This window comes from Burkholderia sp. ZZQ-2 (genome assembly GCF_050768715.1).
Lineage (GTDB): Bacteria > Pseudomonadota > Gammaproteobacteria > Burkholderiales > Burkholderiaceae > Burkholderia > Burkholderia cepacia.
This window is the reverse complement of sequence record NZ_LDVA01000315.1, coordinates 16,540-38,406: the sequence shown is the minus strand read 5'-3', so window position 1 is coordinate 38,406 and position 21,867 is coordinate 16,540. Positions and strand designations below refer to the sequence as shown.

General features: G+C 66.6%; 17 protein-coding genes. 3 read left to right on the top strand and 14 right to left on the bottom strand.

All coding sequences use genetic code 11. The features are described 5' to 3' along the window. The 4 genes from ABY44_RS28655 to ABY44_RS28640 form a co-directional block, all read right to left on the bottom strand. Positions 1-1,175 (bottom strand): acetyl-CoA C-acetyltransferase (locus tag ABY44_RS28655; protein WP_060174564.1); only part of this gene is annotated, 1,175 nt, incomplete at its 3' end. Positions 1,176-1,274: 99 nt separating this feature from the next. Then, entirely contained in the window at positions 1,275-3,140 is a 1,866-nt protein-coding gene (locus ABY44_RS28650) for a PHA/PHB synthase family protein (RefSeq protein ID WP_027787250.1), read from the bottom strand. Between the two features lie 359 nt (positions 3,141-3,499). Then, positions 3,500-4,339, bottom strand: a complete 840-nt coding sequence (gene pgeF, locus ABY44_RS28645) for a peptidoglycan editing factor PgeF (RefSeq protein ID WP_027787249.1) — start codon at positions 4,337-4,339, stop codon at positions 3,500-3,502. 6 nt (positions 4,340-4,345) lie between these two features. Continuing rightward, positions 4,346-5,554, bottom strand: a complete 1,209-nt coding sequence (locus ABY44_RS28640) for an RluA family pseudouridine synthase (protein ID WP_027787248.1) — start codon at positions 5,552-5,554, stop codon at positions 4,346-4,348. 41 nt (positions 5,555-5,595) lie between these two features. On the opposite strand from ABY44_RS28640, the gene ABY44_RS28635 reads away from it, so the two are divergent. Then, positions 5,596-6,420: an outer membrane protein assembly factor BamD gene (locus ABY44_RS28635; RefSeq protein ID WP_021163132.1), complete on the top strand. Its 825-nt coding sequence runs from the start codon at positions 5,596-5,598 to the stop codon at positions 6,418-6,420. A 120-nt stretch (positions 6,421-6,540) separates the two neighbouring features. Here ABY44_RS28635 and ABY44_RS28630 read toward each other — a convergent pair whose 3' ends face one another. From ABY44_RS28630 to ABY44_RS28620, 3 genes are all read right to left on the bottom strand, one after another. Continuing rightward, positions 6,541-8,787, bottom strand: coding sequence for an ATP-dependent DNA helicase (locus tag ABY44_RS28630; RefSeq protein WP_027787247.1), 2,247 nt, complete (start codon positions 8,785-8,787; stop codon positions 6,541-6,543). A gap of 55 nt (positions 8,788-8,842) precedes the next feature. Beyond that, a complete protein-coding gene (locus ABY44_RS28625; protein ID WP_006478692.1) occupies positions 8,843-9,058 on the bottom strand; it encodes a YdcH family protein in 216 nt (71 codons plus the stop codon). Positions 9,059-9,135: 77 nt separating this feature from the next. Further along, a complete protein-coding gene (locus ABY44_RS28620; RefSeq protein ID WP_059687425.1) occupies positions 9,136-9,888 on the bottom strand; it encodes a hypothetical protein in 753 nt (250 codons plus the stop codon). Positions 9,889-10,048: 160 nt separating this feature from the next. Here ABY44_RS28620 and ABY44_RS28615 point away from each other — a divergent pair, with 160 nt between their 5' ends. Further along, positions 10,049-12,373 carry a Tex family protein gene (locus ABY44_RS28615; protein WP_027787245.1) on the top strand — a complete coding sequence of 775 codons (2,325 nt, stop codon included), beginning with the start codon at positions 10,049-10,051 and terminating at the stop codon, positions 12,371-12,373. 412 nt (positions 12,374-12,785) lie between these two features. After that, positions 12,786-13,814 (top strand): terpene synthase family protein, encoded by a 1,029-nt coding sequence (locus ABY44_RS28610; RefSeq protein ID WP_060174296.1) that lies wholly within the window; start codon positions 12,786-12,788, stop codon positions 13,812-13,814. Positions 13,815-13,836: 22 nt separating this feature from the next. Here ABY44_RS28610 and ABY44_RS28605 read toward each other — a convergent pair whose 3' ends face one another. From ABY44_RS28605 to hflK, 7 genes are all read right to left on the bottom strand, one after another. Further along, complete coding sequence (locus ABY44_RS28605; RefSeq protein WP_027787243.1) at positions 13,837-15,753, bottom strand: potassium transporter Kup; 1,917 nt, start codon at positions 15,751-15,753, stop codon at positions 13,837-13,839. A gap of 276 nt (positions 15,754-16,029) precedes the next feature. Next, on the bottom strand, positions 16,030-16,626 hold the full coding sequence (locus tag ABY44_RS28600) for a phosphoribosyltransferase (RefSeq protein ID WP_021163124.1): 597 nt from the start codon (positions 16,624-16,626) through the stop codon (positions 16,030-16,032). A 6-nt stretch (positions 16,627-16,632) separates the two neighbouring features. Then, positions 16,633-17,979, bottom strand: coding sequence for an adenylosuccinate synthase (locus ABY44_RS28595; RefSeq protein WP_011352252.1), 1,347 nt, complete (start codon positions 17,977-17,979; stop codon positions 16,633-16,635). A 113-nt stretch (positions 17,980-18,092) separates the two neighbouring features. Beyond that, positions 18,093-19,241: an ATP phosphoribosyltransferase regulatory subunit gene (locus ABY44_RS28590; RefSeq protein ID WP_059694539.1), complete on the bottom strand. Its 1,149-nt coding sequence runs from the start codon at positions 19,239-19,241 to the stop codon at positions 18,093-18,095. Positions 19,242-19,344: 103 nt separating this feature from the next. Beyond that, positions 19,345-19,536, bottom strand: coding sequence for a DUF2065 domain-containing protein (locus tag ABY44_RS28585; RefSeq protein ID WP_011352254.1), 192 nt, complete (start codon positions 19,534-19,536; stop codon positions 19,345-19,347). A gap of 36 nt (positions 19,537-19,572) precedes the next feature. Continuing rightward, a complete protein-coding gene (gene hflC / locus ABY44_RS28580) occupies positions 19,573-20,472 on the bottom strand; it encodes a protease modulator HflC (protein ID WP_027787241.1) in 900 nt (299 codons plus the stop codon). A gap of 15 nt (positions 20,473-20,487) precedes the next feature. Beyond that, positions 20,488-21,828 (bottom strand): FtsH protease activity modulator HflK, encoded by a 1,341-nt coding sequence (gene hflK / locus ABY44_RS28575; RefSeq protein WP_021163120.1) that lies wholly within the window; start codon positions 21,826-21,828, stop codon positions 20,488-20,490. Positions 21,829-21,867 lie beyond the last annotated feature (39 nt).

Here is a 21,867-nt window from a genome sequence, read left to right as displayed (position 1 = left end):
CGCTCGACCGCGAGCGCGACGCCCATCCCGCCGCCGATGCACAGCGACGCCAGCCCGCGCTTCGCGTCGCGCTTGGCCATCTCGTGCAGCAGCGTCACCAGGATCCGGCAGCCCGACGCACCGATCGGGTGACCGATCGCGATCGCCCCGCCGTTCACGTTCACCTTCGACGTGTCCCAGCCCATCTGCTTGTGCACCGCCAGCGCCTGCGCCGCGAACGCCTCGTTGATCTCCATCAGGTCCAGGTCGCCCGGCGTCCAGCCCGCGCGCTCCAGGCACCGGCGCGATGCCGGCACCGGGCCCATCCCCATCACGCTCGGATCGACGCCCGCGTTCGCGTAGGCCTTGATCTTCGCCAGCGGCGTCAGACCCAGCGCCGCCGCCTTCTGCGCCGACATCACCAGCACCGCCGCCGCGCCGTCGTTCAGCCCCGACGCGTTCGCCGCCGTCACCGAGCCGTCCTTCGAGAACGCCGGCTTCAGCCCCGCCAGCGACTCCGCCGTCACGCCGTGACGCACGAATTCGTCGGTCGCGAACTGCAGCGGCTCGCCCTTGCGTTGCGGGATCGACACCGGCACGATCTCGTCGTCGAAGCGGCCCGCCTTCTGCGCGGCTTCCGCCTTGTTCTGCGACAGCGCCGCGAACGCATCCTGCTCTTCGCGCGTGATCCCGTATTCCTTCGCGACGTTCTCCGCCGTGATGCCCATGTGGTACTGGTTGTACACGTCCCACAGGCCGTCGACGATCATCGTGTCGACCAGCTTCGCATCGCCCATCCGGAAGCCGTCACGCGAGCCCGGCAGCACGTGCGGCGACGCGCTCATGTTCTCCTGGCCGCCCGCGATCACGATGTCCGCGTCGCCCGCGACGATCGCGTTCGCCGCCAGCATCACGGCCTTCAGGCCCGAGCCGCACACCTTGTTGATCGTCATCCCCGGCACTGCCGTCGGCAGCCCGGCCTTGATCAGCGACTGCCGCGCCGGGTTCTGGCCCGAGCCGGCCGTCAGCACCTGGCCCATGATCACTTCGCTCACCTGCTCGGGCTTCACGCCCGCGCGCTCCAGCACTGCGCGGATCACCGTCGCGCCCAGTTCGGGTGCTGCAATCTTCGCAAGCGAACCGCCGAATTTGCCGACCGCGGTCCGCGCGGCCGAAACGATCACTACGTCCGTCATTTCCCTTTCCTCCAGGCCCGCACGACACGGCGCATCGCTACCGGCCCTGTTAAAAAAACTGCGGTGCATCGGACAGCGTGCGCCGCTGTCCGTCTTTCGTCAATCGCGCTGCAATACGTACCGGCCCGGCGCCGGCTCGATCACCGGGAACTGTGCGGAACCGGGCTGGGCGGGCGGCGCCACCTTGCGGCCGCCGTACTGGTCGAGCCACTCGACCCAGGTCGTCCACCAGCTTCCCGGGTGCTCGGTCGCACCGGCAAACCAGTCGTCCGCCGATTCGGGCAGGTCGCTATCGTTGATCCAGTAACTGCGCTTCTTCTTCGCCGGCGGATTGATCACGCCCGCGATGTGCCCCGACGCGCCGAGCACGAACTTCAGCGGACCCGACAGGATCGACGTCGATGCATAGGCCGTCTGCCACGGCACGATGTGATCCTCGCGCGAGCCGTAGATGAAGGTCGGCACGTCGATCAGCGTCAGGTCGACCGATTCGCCGCACACGGTCAACGCGCCCGGCTCGCGCAGCTTGTTCTCGAGATAGGTATTGCGCAGGTACCACGCGTACATCGGGCCCGGCAGGCTCGTCGAATCGCCGTTCCAGTACAGCAGGTCGAACGGCGCCGGCGTGCGGCCCTTCAGGTAGTTGTCGACGACGTAGTTCCACACGAGGTCGTTCGGCCGCAGGAACGAGAACGTGTTCGCGAACTCGACGCCGCGCATCAGCCCCGGCTGCGTGCCGTTCTTGCCGCCGATGGTCTGCTCGCGCATCTGCACGTGCGCCTCGTCGACGAACACGTCGAGGATGCCGGTGTCGCTGAAGTCGAGCATCGCGGTGAGCAGCGTCATCGACGCGACCGGATGTTCGCCGCGCGCGGCGAGCACCGCGAGCGCAGTCGCGAGCATCGTGCCGCCGACGCAGAAGCCGAGCGTGTTGATCTGCTCGCGGCCGCTCACCTGCTGCACGGCGTCGATCGCCGCGAGCAGCCCTTCGTTCATGTAGTCGTCCCACGTCTTGTGCGCGACCGATGCGTCGGCGTTGCGCCACGACACGAGGAACACCTGATGGCCATTCGACAGCGCATGCGCGACGAGCGAATTCTCGGGCTGCAGGTCGAGGATGTAGAACTTGTTGATGCACGGCGGGACGATCAGGAGCGGCCGCTCGAACACCTTGTCCGTCTTCGGCGTGTACTGGATCAGCTGGATCAGGTCGTTCTCGTAGACGACCGCACCTTCAGTACACCCGAGGTTCTTGCCGACCACGAACTGCGATTCGTCGGTCTGCGAAATCTTGCCGCGCTGCAGGTCGCCGAGCAGGTTCATCATCCCCTGCCGCAGGCTTTCGCCCTGCGTCTCGAGAATCGATTTCTGTGCGTCGGGATTGAGTGCGAGGAAGTTGCTCGGCGCGGCGGCGGCCGTCCACTGCTGGACCGTGAAACGAATGCGCTCGCGCGTCTTCGGATCGGTCTGAAGCGCGTCGGCCAGTTCCTGCAGATAGCGCGCGTTGAGCAGATACCAGGCCGCCGCGAACGCATGCGCCGGCGACGCCTTCCATGCATCGCCGCTGAAGCGGCGGTCCTTCAGTTCGGGCGACTCGAGCTTCGCGGCGGCGGCCTGCTGCATCAGCGCCATGCAATCGCGCGCGTAGTCGGCCTGCAACGCCTGAAGCCGCTCGGGGGGAATCGCGGCGGCCGGCAGCTTCAGCCCGGCGAACGGCGACGCCATCGCGCCGAAATCGGGCATCGACGGCACCTGGAACGGAAACGATGTCGGAAACTGGAATGTCGCGAACGGATTCACGGTGGCCGACGCAGTCGCGGCACGTGCCGGATCCGCAAAACCGCGCCACGCGTTCAACCACGACTCGAACATCTGCTGCATCGGCTGGGCGGCCGGATCGAAACCAATGCTGCCCGTGGAAGTGCCCGCCTGAGCGGACGTCGACGATTTTTTCGATGCTGTCATTACCTGCCTTACCGGTGATTCGTGAGCGTCTGTCGTGAAATCCTGCTCGCGCGCGGCATGCCGGCTGCGAGCCGGGCCGTCATGCTCTGGAGAGGCGTCTCCAGATTCTGCCGCAGTGCGGTATTTTTATCATTATCGTTTTCCCCATGTGAAGCGCCATATCAAACCGCTGAACAATTCCGCACGGAGATAATCCTCGCGCAACAGGCGGGACAAGGGTTCCGGCGAAACATAAAACATTTTGATTGACTTGACTTCGCATTTTTCATTCAGCCGCGCATGTAACGCGGCATGGCCGCCGCAAAATCGAGATAACCCGATTTTGCAGCGCGACAAATCCCGCGCCCATGCGCATCCCGTCAATCCGCCAGCCAGATCGCCGCCGCCATGCGGCCCGTCACGCGGTCGCGCCGGTACGAATAGAAGCGCGCCTGTTCGGTGACCGTGCAGGCCGTCCCGCCGCTCACGTGCGCCACGCCCGCACGCGCAAGACGCAAGCGCGCGAGCGCGTAGAGATCGGCCAGGAACTTGCCGGGCGCGCCATCGATCGCGACGAACGCAAGCCGGGTTTCATCATGCTCCGACTGCGGGGCCGTGTCGAGAAACGCGTCACGCACGTCAGCGCCGACCTCGAACGCCCGCGGGCCGATCGCCGGCCCGAGGTAAGCATGAAGCGCGTCCGTCGCACCGCCCGCGAGTGCCGCGACCCGCGCCGCCGTCTGTTCGACGATGCCGGCCGCCAGGCCGCGCCAGCCCGCATGCGCGGCGCCGACGGCGCGGCCCTGCGTGTCGCACAGCAGCACGGGCAGGCAATCCGCGACCATCACGACGCAGACGGCGCCGGCACGGTCGGTGACACTCGCGTCGGCCTGCACCGGCGCGAGCGCCGCGGGTGCCGCCGCGATCACCTCGTCCGCGCGCACGATCTGCGCGCCGTGAACCTGCTCGAGCCACGCGGCGCTCGACTGGCCAGCCAGCGCGAGCAAGCGCGCGCGATTCCCGGCGACATGAGCCGGATCGTCACCGGTGTGCAGGCCGAGATTCATCCCGCCCGGCAGAGCCTCCGCGCCCTGCCAGCGCCCATACGGGCCTTCGCTCACCCCGCCGTCGCGCGTCGTGATCAGCGCGCGCACGCGCGGCGACACCTGCCAGTCGGGCTGTACGCAGTCCTGCCACGTCAACGGCGCCAGGTTCGTCATCGGCACTCACTCCTCCTCGTCGTCCAGGTACGGCTCATCGTCGTGATACTCGCCGCCGAAATCGTCATCGTCGTAGACCCCGTCATCGTCGTCGAATTCCTCGTCGCCCTGCCCGAAGCCGAGCGCCGCGACGAGGGCGTTCATGTCGTCCGGCAGCGGGCAGCGCCACTGCATCGCCTTGCCCGTGACCGGGTGCACGAGACCGAGCCGCCATGCATGCAGCGCCTGTCGCGCGAAACCGTCCGGCAACGGCGCGACCGAGCGCTTGCCGCGCGCGCGCCCGTACACGGGGTCACCGAGCAGCGGGTGCCCGGCATGCGCGCAGTGCACGCGGATCTGGTGCGTGCGACCGGTCTCGAGATCGCACTGGATCGCCGAAACCGGCTGACGTTGCCACAGGCATGTGTCAACCGTGCGGAAATGCGTGCGCGCGGGCTTGCCCGACGCGCCGGTGACGACGGCCATGCGCGTGCGTTCGCGCGGATCGCGGCCGATCGGCGCATCGATCGTGCCCTCCTCGGGCATCGTGCCCCACACGAGCGCGAAATAGCGGCGCTTCACCGTGCGGGCCTGCAACTGGCGCACGAGGTCCGTCTGCGCGGCCAGCGTACGCGCCACCACCATCAGGCCCGACGTCTCCTTGTCGAGCCGGTGGACGATCCCCGCGCGCGGCAGGCCGGCCGCCGCGTCGCCATAGCGATGCAGCAGCCCGTTGAGGATCGTGCCGCTCCAGTTGCCGGCGGCCGGATGCACGACGAGGCCGGCCGGCTTGTTGATGACGACGAGCGCGTCGTCCTCGTAGATCACGTCGAGCGGCACCGGTTCCGGCGTAAAGGCGAGCTGCTCGGGGAGCAGGTCGGGCACGAGCTCGATCTTGGCGCCGAGCGGCACCGGCTGGCGGATCTTCGCCGGCGCGCCGTCGACGAGCACGCGCTGCGCCTCGATCCAGCTCTGCAGGCGGCTGCGCGAGAATTCAGGGAACAGTTGGGCGAGCGCCTTGTCGAGGCGCTCACCCGCGAGCGACAGCGGCACTTCGACGACGCGCGGTGCGTCGTCGGCCGCCGCGGACGGCACGACAGGCGCCTGCATGGCGTCGCCGGCCAGATCGTCATCGAGGGAATCCCCCGACGCAGCGTCGGCGGGCCGATCGCTTGGGCTATAATCTTCGCGATTTGGTGTGCCCGGCTGGGCATTCTGCGAACTTGAACGGGTCATTTAGACTGGGTCACCGAGACTTGAAGCTAGGACATGCGAGCATGATGAATTCGACCAAACGCACGGCCAGAACCGTCGCCGCCCGGGCTGCGGCGGTAGCGGCCGCGGCCCTCATCGCCGGCTGCCACGGCTTGCCGCAGAAGCAGGACGAGACGGCTACCTGGTCGAACAACAAATTATACTCAGAGGCCCAGGACGCACTGTCCGGCGGCGACTGGGGCAAGTGCGCGAAATATTTCGAATCGCTGCAAGGTCGCGATCCGTTCGGCCACTTCGCACAACAGGCGCAGATCAACGTTGCGTACTGCAACTGGAAGGACAACGAAGCGGCCGCCGCCGACCAGGCCGTCGATCGCTTCATCCAGCTCCACCCCGATCATCCGGATATCCCTTACGCGTACTACCTGAAGGGGATGATCCACTTCAACGACGATCTCGGCCTGTTCGGCCGGTTCTCCGGCCAGGACATGAGCGAGCGCGATCCGCAGGCACTGCGTGAATCGTACGATGCGTTCAAGGTCGTCGTCGACCGCTTCCCGAAGAGCAAGTACGCGCCCGACGCCGCCGCGCGGATGCGCTACATCGTCAACGCGCTCGCGTCGCACGAAGTGCACGCGGCCGACTACTACTACCGGCGTGGCGCCTACGTCGCGGCCATCAACCGTGCGCAGCTCGCGATCAAGGACTACAAGGGCGCCCCGGCGATCGAGGACGCGCTGCACATCATGATCCTGTCGTACGGCAAGCTGAACCAGCCGCAACTCGCCGAGGACACGAAGCGCGTGCTCGCAGGCACGTTCCCCGACAGCCCGTACGTCACGGGCCACTCGCGCCCCGGCGCGAAGAAGTCGTGGTGGCAGTTCTGACGAAAGCACCATGCAGCGCCCGCTGCACGAACAAAAAACCCGGCCATCGAGCCGGGTTTTTTATTGGCGCCGTGCTCAGGCAGCGCCGGTGCGAGCGCGCGGCGAGCGCCGCGCGCGTCGTCACGTGCGCTTTGCGGAACGGTGCTCGTCGAAGAAGTCCTGGACAACCGCGATCTCGCGAGTCCGCTTGAACGGCGGCAGGCTCTGCCAGATCCGGCGCCCGTAGGGCTTGTCGACGAGCCGCGTGTCGCAGATCATCAGCACGCCGCGATCCGTCTCCGCCCGAATCAGCCGGCCCGCGCCCTGCTTCAGCGTGATCACGGCCTGCGGCAACTGGTGCACGGCGAACGGGCTCAGCCCCTTCTTCGTCAGCGCATCGAGGCGCGCGGCGAGCACCGGATCGTCCGGCGGCGCGAACGGCAGCTTGTCGATCACGACGAGCGACAGCGCATCGCCGCGCACGTCGACGCCTTCCCAGAAACTCTGGCTGCCGACCAGGATCGCATTGCCGTATGCACGGAAACGGTCCAGCAGTTCGGTACGGCTCGCATCGCCCTGCACGAGCAGCGGCGTGTTCCAGCCGCGCGATTCGATCACGTCGCGCAGCTTCGACGCAATCCGGTCGACCGCGCGCAGCGTCGTGCACAGCATGAACACGCCGCCGCCGGACGCCTCGATCGCCGGCAGCGCGGCGTCGAAGACGGCATCGGTAAACGCCGGCGAAGACGGTTGCGGCAGGTTGCGCGGCACGTACAGCAGCCCTTGCGACTGGTAGTCGAACGGGCTCGCGAGCGTCATCGAGCGGCGCGAACTGAGGCCCATCTGTGCCGCGTAGTGCGTGAAATCGCCGCGCACCGACAGCGTGGCCGACGTGAACACCCATGCACGCGGCACACCCGCGCGCTGCTTGGCAAAAATCGGCGCGACTGACAGCGGCGTTTCGTGCAGCTGGACCGTATGCGCGAACACTTCGACCCAGCGCACCTTCTCGTTCGGATCGCCGTCGGATGCCGCCTTGTCGCCGGCCGCCGCCGCATCGGCCTTCGCGGCCGCTTCCGTCGCGCCGGGCGCGACCCAGCCGGCCAGCAGGTCCTGCAGTTCGCGTGCGCGCCGCAGGCACGCGCCGAGCGACTCCGCCCGTTCGGCCTGGCTGGCAAGCGCCGACGCAAGCGCGTCGAGCGCGGCCTCGAGCGCGTCGAGCGCGCCGAACATCGGGTGATCGTCGCCGAGCTGGGCGAGCGACATCCGGACGATCTGGTCGTTCGCGAACGCCAGACGCAAGTCGCGTGCCGCGCGCTCGAGATCGCCGCCGAGCTTCACCCATTCGACCGCGTCGCGTGCATGGCTCAGGCCTTCAGCTACCGTGTCGCGTGCGAGTTCGAGAATCTGCGTCGTCGACAGCGTCTCGCCGAAGAACAGCGTCGCCGTTTCCGGCAACTGGTGCGCTTCGTCGAAGATGACCGTGTTCGCGTTCGGCAGCAGCTCGGCCATCCCCGTGTCGCGCAGCATGATGTCCGCGAAGAACAGGTGGTGGTTGACGACGACGACGTCGGCCTGCTGCGCCTCGCGCCGCGCCTGCATCACGAAGCATTCCTTGTAGTGCGGGCATTCCTGGCCAAGGCAGTTGTCGCGCGTCGACGTGACCATCGACCAGACGGGCGCCGTTTCCGGCACGCTCGCGAGCTCGGCCTTGTCGCCGCTCTTCGTAATCTTCGCGAAACGGACGATTTCCTGCAGGTAGGCCGTATCCTGCCGCGACGGCAGCCGGCCGTTGTCGGCCGTGCGTTGCAGGTAGTAGTGGCACAGGTAGTTTGCGCGCCCCTTGAGCATCGCGACCGACACCGGCACCGCCAGCGCGTTGCGCACGGTCGGGATGTCGCGCTGGAACAGCTGGTCCTGCAGGTGTTTCGTGCCGGTCGACACGATCACCTTGCCGCCCCACAGCATCGCGGGCACGAGGTACGCATAGGTCTTGCCCGTCCCGGTGCCGGCCTCGACGATCAGCGTGTTGTCCCCGGCATCGCTGTCGGGCTCGGCTGCGGCGGCGTCCGCGCCCGTCTCGGCCGCCTTGTCGCCGTCGCCGAGGCGACGCGCCGGCCGCTTGCGGGTTTCGAAGATCTCGGGCTCGGGCATCCGGCGAGCGGACGCTTCCATCGCGGATGCGACGGCGCGCGCCATCTCGATCTGCGATGTGCGCGGCCGATAGCCGTCGAGCGCGCGCGCCAGCAATCCGCCCTCGCCGAAAATCGTGTCGAGTTCGTCGACGCGCTTGCGGCTCAGTTCAAAGGTGCCTTCGGGCGCACGAGCGCGCCCGGCGGACGACACGTCGCGCCGGGCATCGGGGGTGGCTTCAAGCGGTGAATTCAAGGCAAGCGTTCCTGTGTCCAGCGCCCGGGCGGCGCCGGCGCTTGCCAGGCCGCGCTCAGGCGCGCTTATCCGGTTCCAGCTGCGATTGCAGCAAAATGATTTTGTCCTTGGCCGCCAGCTTTTCCTTCTTCAGCCGGTGCAGCGTGATGTCGTCGATGTCGGAGTGCCCTTCCTTCAGCTCGATCTCCCGAGCGAGCTGCTGGTGCTGCTCCTGCAATGCAGCCAAACGGTTGTGCAATTCCTGCTGCTGTTCCGTGTGACGGTTTTGCATGTTTGCCTCCTCATCGAAGCAGCGCGCCGGCTGGCGTGCCAGCGCGCACGAGACTGATTCCGGATCAATCCAACACGTTACTGCCCCTGCTGTTGCTTCTGCTGCGCCTTTTCGGTCGCTTCCTTCTGACGCCGCTCGACATCGGCCTTGTGCTGCACGGCTTCCTTCTGCTTCTGCTCGTAGCGTGCGGCGTTGTCCGCCCGCTCCTGCGCCTTCTGCGCGGCCTGCTGGTGCGCCTGGTCGAGCTTGCGCTGGAAGTCGCCCTGCTTCTGGTCGTACGCCTGCTTGTTCGCCGCGCGCTGCGGCCCTTCCGCGCCGCGCTGCGCCTGCTTCAGCGCATTCTGCTCCTGCTTGTCGCGGAACGCAGCGGCGTTTGCCGCGTCGTTCGCCGCGCGCTGCGGCGCTTCCGCCGCGTCCTGCGCCTGCTTCAGCGCCTGCTGCTGGTCGCGCTGCTGCGCGCGCACCGCCCGCTGCTCGTCGTTGAGCGCGAGCTGCTCCTGGCGGATGCTCGCCCGCTCGTCGCGCATCTGGTCACGCGCCTTGCCGAGACAGTGATTGACGAAGAACTTGCTGTAGCAATCGTGCTCGGCCACCGCATAACGATAATCGTTTTCCGCGGAGCGTTGATTGAGCACTTTTTGACGGGCGTCGAAATCCGGTGCGGCCGTGGCCGTCACGGGTGCGGCCGCGGTGGCGGCCGGCGCGGTGGCGCCCGAAGCTTGCGCGAACGCGCTGGAAGGCCCGGCAGACAAAGCCGCGGCGAGCGCTGCGCCGAGCGCGACGAGAGAAATTCGGGAAGTTGGCAACGTCGTAGGAAAGCTGCGGGACATGTGTCAAATTCTATCACCCCCGGCTGGACGCTCCGCCATTTATGGCAAAATGCCCCGCTTCACTCACCCGCGGCATCTGGCCCGTCGGGCCCGCCACGCAGCCCGCCGCTTCGGGCCTGCCGGCCCGCGCCGCGATTTCAGCAGGCAGATCATCCACGACATGACGGAAACCGTAGCACTCAAGATCGTACAGCGCATCGCCACCGAACTGTCCGTCCAGCCGCGCCAGGTCGCGGCGGCCGTGCAACTCCTCGACGAAGGCTCGACCGTTCCGTTCATTGCCCGGTACCGCAAGGAAGTGACCGGCAACCTGGACGACACGCAGTTGCGCCAGCTCGAGGAACGCCTCCTGTATCTGCGCGAGCTCGAGGACCGCCGCGCGGCGATCCTGTCGAGCATCGACGAACAGGGCAAGCTGACCGACGAGCTGCGCGCCGCGATCGACGCGGCCGACAGCAAGCAGGTGCTCGAAGACCTTTATCTGCCGTACAAGCCGAAGCGCCGTACCCGTGCACAGATCGCCCGCGAGGCCGGCCTCGAGCCGCTCGCGCAGGCCCTGCTCGCGAACCCGCTGCTCGACCCGCAGGCCGAGGCGGCCGCCTACGTCGACGCCGACAAGGGCGTTGCCGACGTGAAGGCCGCGCTCGACGGCGCGCGCGACATCCTGTCCGAACAGTTCGGCGAAACGGCCGAGCTGCTCGGCAAGCTGCGCGATTACCTGCATAGCCAGGGCGTCGTGTCATCGGCCGTCGTCGAGGGCAAGGAAAACGAGGAAGGCGAGAAATTCCGCGACTATTACGACTACGCGGAAACGATCAGGACCGTGCCGTCGCACCGCGCCCTTGCACTGTTCCGCGGCCGCAACGCGGGGGTGCTGACGATCAAGCTCGGCCTCGGCGAAGAGCTCGACGCCCAGGTGCCGCATCCCGGCGAGGCGATGATCGCGCGCCATTTCGGCATCGCGAACCAGAACCGTCCGGCCGACAAATGGCTGTCCGACGTATGCCGCTGGTGCTGGCGCGTGAAGGTGCAGCCGCACATCGAGAACGAACTCCTCACGCAGCTGCGCGAAACGGCCGAAACCGAAGCGATCCGCGTGTTCGCGCGCAACCTGAACGACCTGCTGCTGGCCGCGCCGGCCGGCCCGAAGGCCGTGATCGGTCTCGACCCCGGCCTGCGCACGGGCGTGAAAGTCGCGGTCGTCGACCGCACCGGCAAGGTGCTCGCGACCGATACGATCTACCCGCACGAGCCGCGCCGCGACTGGGACGGCTCGATCGCGAAACTCGCGCGCCTCGCCGCGCAGACGCAGGCCGAGCTGATCAGCATCGGCAACGGCACCGCATCGCGCGAAACCGACAAGCTCGCGAGCGAGCTGATCGCGAAACACCCGGAGCTGCGCCTGCAGAAAATCGTCGTGTCGGAAGCCGGCGCGTCGGTCTACTCGGCGTCCGAACTCGCGGCGAAGGAATTCCCCGACATGGACGTGTCGCTGCGCGGCGCCGTGTCGATCGCACGCCGCCTGCAGGATCCGCTCGCCGAACTCGTGAAGATCGAGCCGAAGGCGATCGGTGTCGGCCAGTACCAGCACGACGTGAACCAGCGCGAACTCGCCCGCTCGCTCGACGCGGTCGTCGAGGATTGCGTGAACGCGGTCGGCGTCGACGCGAACACCGCGTCGGCCGCGCTGCTGGCGCGCGTGTCGGGCCTGAACGCGACGCTCGCGCGCAACATCGTCGACTACCGCGACGCAAACGGCCCGTTCCCGTCGCGCGAGCACCTGCGCAAGGTCCCGCGCCTCGGCGACAAGACCTTCGAACAGGCCGCCGGCTTCCTGCGCATCAACGGCGGCGAGAATCCGCTCGACCGCTCGTCGGTGCACCCGGAAGCGTATCCGGTCGTCGAGCGGATGCTCGCGAAGATCAGCAAGCGCATCGACGACGTGCTCGGCAACCGCGAAGCGCTGTCGGGCCTGTCCCCGACGGAATTTGTTGACGAGCGTTTCGGCCTGCCGACCGTGCGCGACATCCTGTCCGAACTGGAGAAACCGGGCCGCGATCCGCGTCCGGAGTTCAAGACCGCGACGTTCCGCGAAGGCGTCGAGAAGGTGTCGGATCTCGTGCCGGGCATGACGCTCGAAGGCGTCGTGACGAACGTCGCCGCGTTCGGCGCGTTCGTGGATATCGGCGTTCACCAGGACGGGCTGGTCCACGTGTCCGCGATGTCGACGAAGTTCATCAAGGACCCGCACGAAGTCGTGAAGGCCGGCCAGGTCGTCAAGGTGAAGGTGCTCGACGTCGACGTGAAACGCCAGCGGATTGCGCTGACGATGCGCCTCGACGACGAGGCAGCAGCGCCCGGCACGCCGTCGCGCGGCGGCCAGGATCGCGGCAACGCGGGGCGCGGCGCCGCCCGCCCGCAGCGTTCGCGCGAGCCGGAACCGGCCGGCGCAATGGCCGCGGCGTTCGCGAAGCTGAAGCGCTGAGCACGCGAAAAGCGTCGCCGCACAAAAAACCCGCCTCCCGGCGGGTTTTTTTATTGAATCGTCGTCCGCATTTTCGAAATCCGGGATGAAAACCGAATATGCGCGTTTCCATCGCCATTCCCCTGTGTTTAATCGGCAAATTAAACAATCCTCGTTGCGACATGCGTTTTCTTGACGCTTCACAAGTGACACATAAAATAAGTTTTCGAACGGCCGTATTTTGATGCTTCTGTATTGGGCAGCGATCTTGCCGTTCAGCGGCAGCGTTCTCCGCGGCGCTCGCATGTACGGTGAATATCCTGCCTCCCGTGTTTCGGTCTTGCCTTTTTTGCAGTCGATTCGCGACGCATTGCATCCGGTATTCGCCTGACCGGCGAACCGGGACGGATTCGCGAAAATGGATCGGGAAACCATGACAGACGATCATCTGAAAACCGAACTGGCCGCATTGCACATGCCCGTTTTCGACGTGCCGTGGGCCGGCGCCTGTTCACCGCACGTCGAGCGAATCGAAGCGCGCATGCTCGAGTGGGCCGACGCATACGGCCTGTTCATCAGCGACGCGTACCGGGAACGCGTCGTACGCACCCGATACGGCTGGCTCGCCGCGCGCTGTTACCCGAACGCCGATCCTTCCCTGCTGCAGGCGCTCGCCGATTATTTCGTGTGGTTCTTTCTCGTCGACGACCTGTTCGTCGATCGCGTCGAGCCGGTCGGCCCCGATACGTTGCTCAATCTGACCGCGATGATCGATGTGCTCGACTACGAATGTACCGGCCCCCAGCCCATATATGGCGAGCGAGCATGGCTCGATGTGTGCCAGCGCCTGCGCGCCCGCCTGTCGGCCGAACATTTCGCGCGCTTCGCACAAGGCATGCGCCTGTGGGCCACCACGGCCGGACTGCAGATTATCGGCCACCTGAGGGCCGAGCCGATCGCAGTGCAGCAATACGAAACGATCCGGCGTCACACGAGCGGGATGAATCCTTGCCTCGCGCTGGCGGACGCGGCCAATGCCGGTGCCGTCCCGCCCGATACGTTTCATCGGCCGGAAATCCAGACGCTGTTCCGGCATGCGAACCATATCGTCTGCTGGAGCAACGACATCCAGAGCGTCGGCGTCGAAGCGGGCCAGCCCGGGCAGTTCCGGAACATGGTGATGATCCACGCTTCCCGCGGCCATACGCTGCAGGCCAGCGTCGACTACACGGCCGAGCGTGTGCGCGCCGAGATCAGCGCATTCGTCCTGTGCGCCGATGCACTCGCCCAGCATGCCGACACGCGCGTGCGCGGCCTTGTCGACGGCTGCCGATACTGGATTCGCGGTTATCTGGATTGGGTCGCGCGGGATACGCAGCGCTATACGGCTGCGGCCGCGGCCGGCGATGCGGACGATCGCGGCCTGATTGCCTGGTCGGCGGACTCGGCGGCGCGCGGCTGAACGACCCGCGCGCCGCCCCCGGTCAGATCTCGATCTTCGTCCCGAGCTCGACCACGCGGTTCGCCGGGATCGAGAAGAAGTCGGTCGGCTTCGCGGCATTCTGGTGCATCCACGCGAACACGCGCTCGCGCCAGATCGACATCCCGGGCAGATGCGTCGGCACGACCGTTTCGCGCGCGAGGAAGAACGACGTGTCCATCAGCTCGAACGTCATGTCGTGCGTGCGGCCGAATTCCTCGAGCACGGCCTTCACGTCCGGCGTCTCGTTGAAGCCGTACTCGGCCTTGACGATATACAGCCCGCCGCCCGCATCACGCGCGGTCTGGCGCTTGTCGTCGCGCACGTAGGGAAAATCGCGCGTCACGAACGTGAGGAAAATGGTCCGCTCATGCAGCACCTTGTTGTGCTTCAGGTTGTGCAGCAGGCTGACGGGCACGAGCTTGTCGTTGCCGGTCAGGTAGATCGCGGTGCCCGACACACGATGCGGCGGATGCGCGAGCAGGCCCTGCAGGAACGGCTCGAGCGGAATACCGTCGGCGGCCGTGCGCTCCTTGACGATGTGACGCCCCTTGTACCAGGTCATCAGCAGGAAGAACAGCAACGCGCCGATGCCGAGCGGCAGCCAGCCGCCCTGCGCAACCTTCAGCAGGTTCGCGCCGAAAAAGCCGAGGTCGACCGCGAGGAACACGGCGATGATCGCGCCGACCAGCAGCCGGTTCCAGTTCCACACCTTCACCATCACGACCGCGGCGAGCACGGTCGTGATCACCATCGTCGCCGTCACCGCGATGCCGTACGCGGCCGCGAGGTTGTCGGAGCTCTTGAAGCCGATGACGATGCAGAGGATCACGAACAGCAGCAGCCAGTTCACGACCGGCACGTAGATCTGGCCGATCGCGAGATCGGACGTATGCAGCACTTTCATGCGCGGCACGTAGCCGAGCTGGATGGCCTGCGACGTCAGCGAATACGCGCCCGAGATCACCGCCTGCGACGCGATCACGGTCGCGACCGTCGACAGCACGACGAGCGGCAGCAGCCCCCATTCGGGTGCCAGCAGGAAGAACGGGTTCTCGATCGCCTTCGGGTTCTGGATCAGCAGCGCGCCCTGGCCGAAGTAGTTCAGCACGAGCGACGGCATCACGAGCCCGTACGCGGCGATGCGGATCGGCTTCGCGCCGAAGTGGCCCATGTCCGCGTAAAGCGCTTCCGCACCGGTCAGCACCAGCACGACCGAGCCGAGCACGACATAGGCCTGCAGCACATGCTCCGACATGAACGACGCGGCGTAATACGGGTTGATTGCCGCGATGATGCCCGGCACGCGCACGATGTGGTACACGCCGAGCGCGGCAATCACAACGAACCACAGCACCATGATCGGGCCGAACAGCTTGCCGACCAGCGCGGTGCCGTGGCGCTGGATCCAGAACAGCGCGATCAGGATCACGATCGTGATCGGCATCACGAGATGGGACAGGTGGGGCGTCGCGATCTCGAGACCTTCGACCGCCGACATCACCGAGATCGCCGGCGTGATCACCGCGTCCCCGTAGAACATGCATGCGCCGAAAATCCCGAGCGCCATCAGCGCGCCCGCGACGCGGGTCTTCGAGTCGAGCGGCCGCAACGACAGCGCCATCAGCGCGAGCACGCCGCCTTCGCCGTTGTTGTCCGCCCGCATCACGAACAGCAGGTACTTGATGCCGACCACCAGGATGATTGCCCAGAACAGCAGCGAGATCACACCGAGAATCGATCCTTCGGTGAGCGGGATACCGTGTGCGGGGCTGAACGCCTCCTTGAGCGAATACAGCGGGCTGGTGCCGATGTCGCCGAACACGACGCCGATGGCTGCTATCGCTAGCGCCCGCATCGAGTGTTGCTGCGTCGAATGCGGCGCGTGTGCTGCGTCGGTCGCGTGGATCGTGTCGTTCATATGAAGCGTAATAATCGGGTCCGGGTCGGACAAAACGAGCGCTATTCTACTCGCGCCCCCTTGAAACGCCGCCCTGCTCTGTTGCCTTGGAACCACGTGAGCCACGCCATGCATGCAATCCGGCGCAAGCTGTGGCAGGGCTGCCAATCATAGCCGGGGCAGCGCCGTCTGCCTACCGGATCCGCGGCCCGCGCGCCGCCGGCGTGCATGGCGCCCCAATGAAAAACGGCGCCGCAAGCGGCGCCGTACAAGGCTTTCCTTCGATTGGCCGGCCGCTTACGCGCCCGAACCGTCGCGCTGTGCGCGACCGCGCTTGATCCACGCCTCGAGGTTGTGCGGGCGAACCGTATCCCACTCCTCGAACGGCTGATGAATCCACGGATTCGTCGGCAGATACTGCGTGTGATAGTCGGGCTTGACCTTCGAGCAACCCTTGTACCAGAGCACGGCAGAACGCACGGCCGTCACGGACGGGTAGCGCTCCTTCAGGTGCTCCTGCACGCGCGCAAGCGTGACGCCCGAATCGACGAGATCGTCGACCAGCAGCACGTTGCCCGCCAGATTGCCGCGCGTCATCGTGATGTACTGCGCGATGTCGAGCTCGCCCTGCTCCGTGCCGGCCGCTTCCCGGTACGAACTCGTCGCGAGGATCGCGAGCGGCACGTCGTAGATGCGCGACAGTTGATCGCCGACGCGCAGGCCGCCGCGCGCGAGGCACAGGATCTGGTCGAACTTCCAGCCCGATGCATGTACCTGGAGCGCGAGCAGCTCGATGAGACGGTGATATTCGTCCCAGCCTACCCACAGGTTCTTGTCGTCGTTGCGCGGATCGGTCATCAAGTCTGCCGCCGTCATCGTGATTTGCTGCGTCATCTGGGGTTACACCTTGAACGGATGGCGGAGCAGGATCGTTTCGTCGCGGTCCGGGCCCGTCGATACCATGTCGACCGGCACACCGGCCACTTCCTGGACGCGGGTCAGGTAAGCCTGGGCGTTCGCCGGCAGCGCTTCCCACGTCTTGATGCCGACCGTGCTTTCCTTCCAGCCGGCAAACGTTTCGTATACGGGCTCGCAACGGGCCACGTCGGCGGCACCGCGCGGCAGGATGTCCGCATCCTTGCCGTCGATCTTGTAGCCGACGCACAGTTTGACTTCGTCGAGGCCGTCGAGCACGTCGAGCTTCGTCATGCACAGGCCCGACACGCCGTTGATCTGGATCGAGCGGCGCAGCGCGGCCGCGTCGAGCCAGCCCGTGCGGCGCGGACGGCCGGTGACCGAACCGAATTCCTTGCCGACGTTCGCGAGCGTGACGCCGACCTGGTCCTGACGCTGCGGGTTGTCCGCATCGTACAGTTCGCTCGGGAACGGGCCCGAGCCGACGCGCGTGCAATACGCCTTCGTGATGCCGAGGATGTAGTTGAGCTTCTGCGGGCCCACGCCCGCGCCGGCCGACGCCGCACCTGCGACGCAGTTGCTCGACGTGACGAACGGATAGGTGCCGTGATCGATGTCGAGCAGCGTGCCTTGTGCGCCTTCGAACAGCAGGTTCTGGCCCGCATTGTTCGCGTCGTACAGGCGGCGCGACACGTCGGCCACCATCGGCTTCAGGCGGTCGGCATAACCGAGCATCGTGTCGAGCGTCGCCTGGAAATCGACGGCCGCGCCGCCCAGGTACTGGGTCAGCACGAAGTTGTGGAAATCGAGGTTTTCGCGCAGGCGGTCGGCGAAGGTCTTCGCGTCGAACAGGTCCTGCACGCGCAGCGCGCGGCGGCCGACCTTGTCTTCGTACGCGGGGCCGATGCCGCGACCCGTCGTGCCGATCTTGCCCGCGCCCTTGCGCGCTTCGCGCGCCTGGTCGATCGCGATGTGGTACGGCAGGATCAGCGTCGTCGCTTCGGAAATGAACAGGCGGTCGCGCACGTTCACGCCGGCCTCTTCCAGCTCGCCGATTTCCTTGAACAGTGCTTCAGGGGACAGGACGACGCCGTTGCCGATGTAGCAGGCGACGCCTTCACGCATGATGCCCGACGGAATGAGGCGCAAGATCGTTTTCTTGCCGCCGATGATGAGGGTGTGGCCGGCGTTGTGACCGCCCTGGAAACGCACGACGCCCTGAGCGTGGTCCGTCAGCCAGTCGACGATCTTGCCCTTGCCTTCATCACCCCATTGCGTTCCCACGACGACGACATTGCGCCCGGGAGTCACGTTCACTGCGCTGGCAGACATGTTGATTCGTTAGCTGGTTAAAAACGTATTCTACCTATGTTCGCGGGCGATTCCGAATTTTTCCGTTTCGCTTCAACGATATGCACGCCGAAGCACGTCCCGCGAACGCCTCTTTATCGGGGTTCGACCACCCATGCGCCGTCGCGCTCGACGAGCGAACGGTCGCAGGCGAACTCGTCGAGCACGTGATCGTGGCCGGGCAGCGCCTGGATCACGACCTCACCCGCATCGCGCAGCGCCGAAACGGCCGCGCTCAGCGCGTCGTCCTGCGCCCACGGCGCGAGAATCGCGGTACCGCGAGCCTCGACCGGCGAAATCCGGGCGAGCTCGCGCAGGTCGAGCGAGAAGCCGGTGGCCGGACGCGCACGACCATACGCCTGGCCGACGTGGTCGTAGCGGCCGCCGCGTGCGATCGCGTTCGGCACGCCGTCGATGTAGGCGCTGAACATCGCGCCGCTGTGATACGCGTAGCCGCGCAGATCGCCCAGATCGATCGCCACTTCGGCACCCTTCGCCTGCGCCGCGAGTTGCGCCAGATCGTCGAGCGCCCGCGTGATTTCGGGCAGCACCGGCAACCGCGTCCGCGCCTCGGCGAGCACGCTCGCATCGCCATAGAGGTGCGGCAGCGCGCGCAGCGCGGCGCGCGTATCGGCGCCGAGATCGTCGGTCAGTTCGTTCAGCAGCGGCACGTCCTTGCCCGACAGCGCGTCGTACAGCGACTCGCCACGCTCCGCGGCCTGCGCGTCGCGCGCCAGCAGCGCCGCGAGCACGCCCGCGTGGCCGAGGTCGAGACGAATGCGCGACAGGCCTGCGAGATGCAGCGCATCGAGCATGAGTTGCTGGATCTCGAGGTCGGCTTCCAGCCCGGCATGCCCGTAAATTTCGGCGCCGATCTGGATCTGCTCGCGCGTCGCGTGCAGGCCGCGCGGACGCGTATGCATCACGTGGCCCGCATAGCAAAGGCGCGTCACGCCCTGGCGGTTCAACAGGTGCGCGTCGATCCGCGCGACCTGCGGCGTGATGTCCGCGCGCAGGCCGAGCGTACGGCCCGACAGCTGGTCGACCAGCTTGAAGGTGCGCAGGCGCAGGTCGGCGCCGCCGCTCGTCAGCAGCGACTCGAGATACTCGAGCAGCGGCGGCATCACCATTTCGTAGCCATACGAACGGAAGCGGTCGAGCAGCCTGCGGCGCAGCTCCTCGATCTTGCGCGCTTCCGACGGCAGCACGTCGGCGATATTCTCGGGAAGTAACCAGGTCGACATCGGTACGGTCCTACGACGGGAAACAGCGCGCGACCAAGCGCGCCGCGATGTGAATCGGAAATTCTGAATTCGGGCGGGACGGACGGCGGATGCGCCGTCCGGATCAGGTGGCGAGCAGCAACAGTATGAGCCCGAGCACCATCACGATCAGCCCGCCGATCCGGATATGATGCGGCGGCCGCTCAGCTATTCTACGAAACGTGTCGCGCCAGGCGACGGGAAACACGAAGGGGAACGCCCCCTCGATGATCAGCATCAGCGCTACTGCGAGCAACAACGAGCCAGCCAGGTCCATGCGAGCGACGGCGCCGCTCGACGCGGCGCCCCAAGGTCAGTGTTTGCGGGGAGCAGCCGCCGCCGGTGCGGCACCGCCCGTCGGGCTGCGCATGAAGCGGAAGAACTCGCTGTCGGGATCGACGACGATGATGTCGTTGCGCTTGAACGTGTTCCGGTAAGCCTGCAGGCTCGCGTAGAACTGATAGAACTGCGGATCGCGGCCGAACGCATCGGCGGCGATCGTCGCAGCCTTCGCGTCGCCCTCGCCCTTGATCGTCTGCGCGGACTTGTACGCGTTCGCGAGCACGGCCTGCTGTTCGCGTTCGGCGTCGGCCTTGATCTGCTCGACGTCGGCCGCGCCTTGCGCACGCACCTGCGCGGCCTGATCGCGCAGTGCGCCGATCATCCGCTGATAGACGGCATCGGTTTGCGCGGCGGGCAAGTCGACGCGCGTCAGCTGGACGTCGACCACATCGACGCCGAAACCGGACGCCTTTGCCTTCACTTCGTCGCGGGCCGCATCGGCGATCGCACGCTGGCCGCCGAGCGCATCGTCGAGCGCACGCTTGCCGAACGCGTCGCCGAGTGCGCCCTTCAGTGCGCCGGCCAGACGTTCGCTGGCTGCCGCCGGGTCGCCCCCCGTCGCCGTGAAATACTTCATCGGATCGCCGATCCGGTACTTCACCGCATAGGCGACGAGCAGATCGTGCTTGTCTTCCGTCGCCAGTTGCAGCGGATCCGACGACTCGAGCGATTGCAGCCGCGTGTCGATCAGCGTCGCCGTCTGCAGCGGCGGCGGCAATTTGAAATGGATGCCGGGCCCCGCCAGTTCAGGCTGGGCGCCGTCGCGCCCCGACAGCACGGCCGCATGGCGCGGATCGACGGTAAGGACTGTCGAGGATGCCGCGAAGGCAACGATCACGATTGCGACGACGAGCGCAATGATTCGGTTCATGTTCTGCGCTCTCCGTTACTTCAGATCGTCTTCGCGCGACCGGCTGCGAAACGCCTCGCGCGATCGCAGCACGTCGTTGCCCGACGCTGCCGCAGCCGACGCCGCACTCGCGGGCGCCGCTACCGCCGGCGCGACGGCCGCCGGTGCCGACGCCGCATCGGGTGCGGATGCCCCCGTGGACGCCGCGGCGTTTTGCCGCCCCTGCTCGACGAGCTTGTCGAGCGGCAGGTACACGACGCTGTTGCCGCCCTTGTTGCCGACGAACACCTTCGTCGAGTTCGAATAGATTTCCTGCATCGTCTCGAGATACATCCGCTCACGGATCACCGCAGGCGCCTTCGAGTACTGCGCATAGACCTGCTTGAAGCGGTCGGCATCGCCTTCGGCTTCCGTGACCACGCGATCGGCATACGCCTTTGCTTCGTCGACGAGCTTCGCGGCATCGCCCTGCGCCTTCGGCAGCAGGTCGTTTGCATACGCCTGCGCGGCGCGCTTCGCGGCCTCGCGCTCGTCGCGCGCCTTGGCGACTTCGCCGTACGCGGCCTGCGTCTGCTCGGGCGCCGCAACGCTCTGCATCGTGACGGCCGTCACCTCGAGTCCCGACTGGTAGCGATCGAGATCGCGCTGGATCGCGGTGGAAAGCTGCTCGCGCAGCGCGTCGCGGTCCTGGTTCAGCACGTCGGCCGCGCTGCGCGTACCGACGATCGCACGCACCGCAGCCTGCGCGGCCTGCGACACGCTGCGCTCCGGATCGACGCTGCGGAACAGGTAATCGGTCGCGGAACGGATCCGGTACTGGACGATGAAGCGCACGTCGACGATATCGGCATCGCGCGTCAGCATCGCGGCTTCCTTCACGTTCGCGAGGCGCACGACGTTGTTGCGGCCGATCTCGATCGAGCGGACCTGCGACGTGTCGACGATCTCGTGCGACGCGAACGGATACGGCGCGCGCCAGTGCACGCCCTGACCGACCGTACCCGACAGTTTGCCGAGCTGCAGCACGACACCTGTCTGGCCTTCCTGCACGACGAACAGCCCGCTGCCCGCGTAGACCGCGACCAGCACGCCGATCACGATGCCTACGCCGACTCGCGCGGCTCGCCCGTTGTCAGGACGAAAACCGTTGCCGCCCTTGCCGCCGAAAAGGCCGTTCAGGCGCCGGTTGAAGTTGCGCCACATCTCGTCGAGATCGGGCGGACCATCGCCGTCGCCGCCTTGCGGACGCTTCGATTCGTTCGCACGGGGACGGGATCCGTCTTTGCCATTGCCTTCGCCGCGTCCCCAGCGGGGATCGTTGATCGACAGCAAGGCGCGCATCCGCCGCCAGGTACTCCGCTCGTTGTATTCGTTCACCAGAGTTTGTTCACCAGATTAGACGCCGGCGAACCGGCC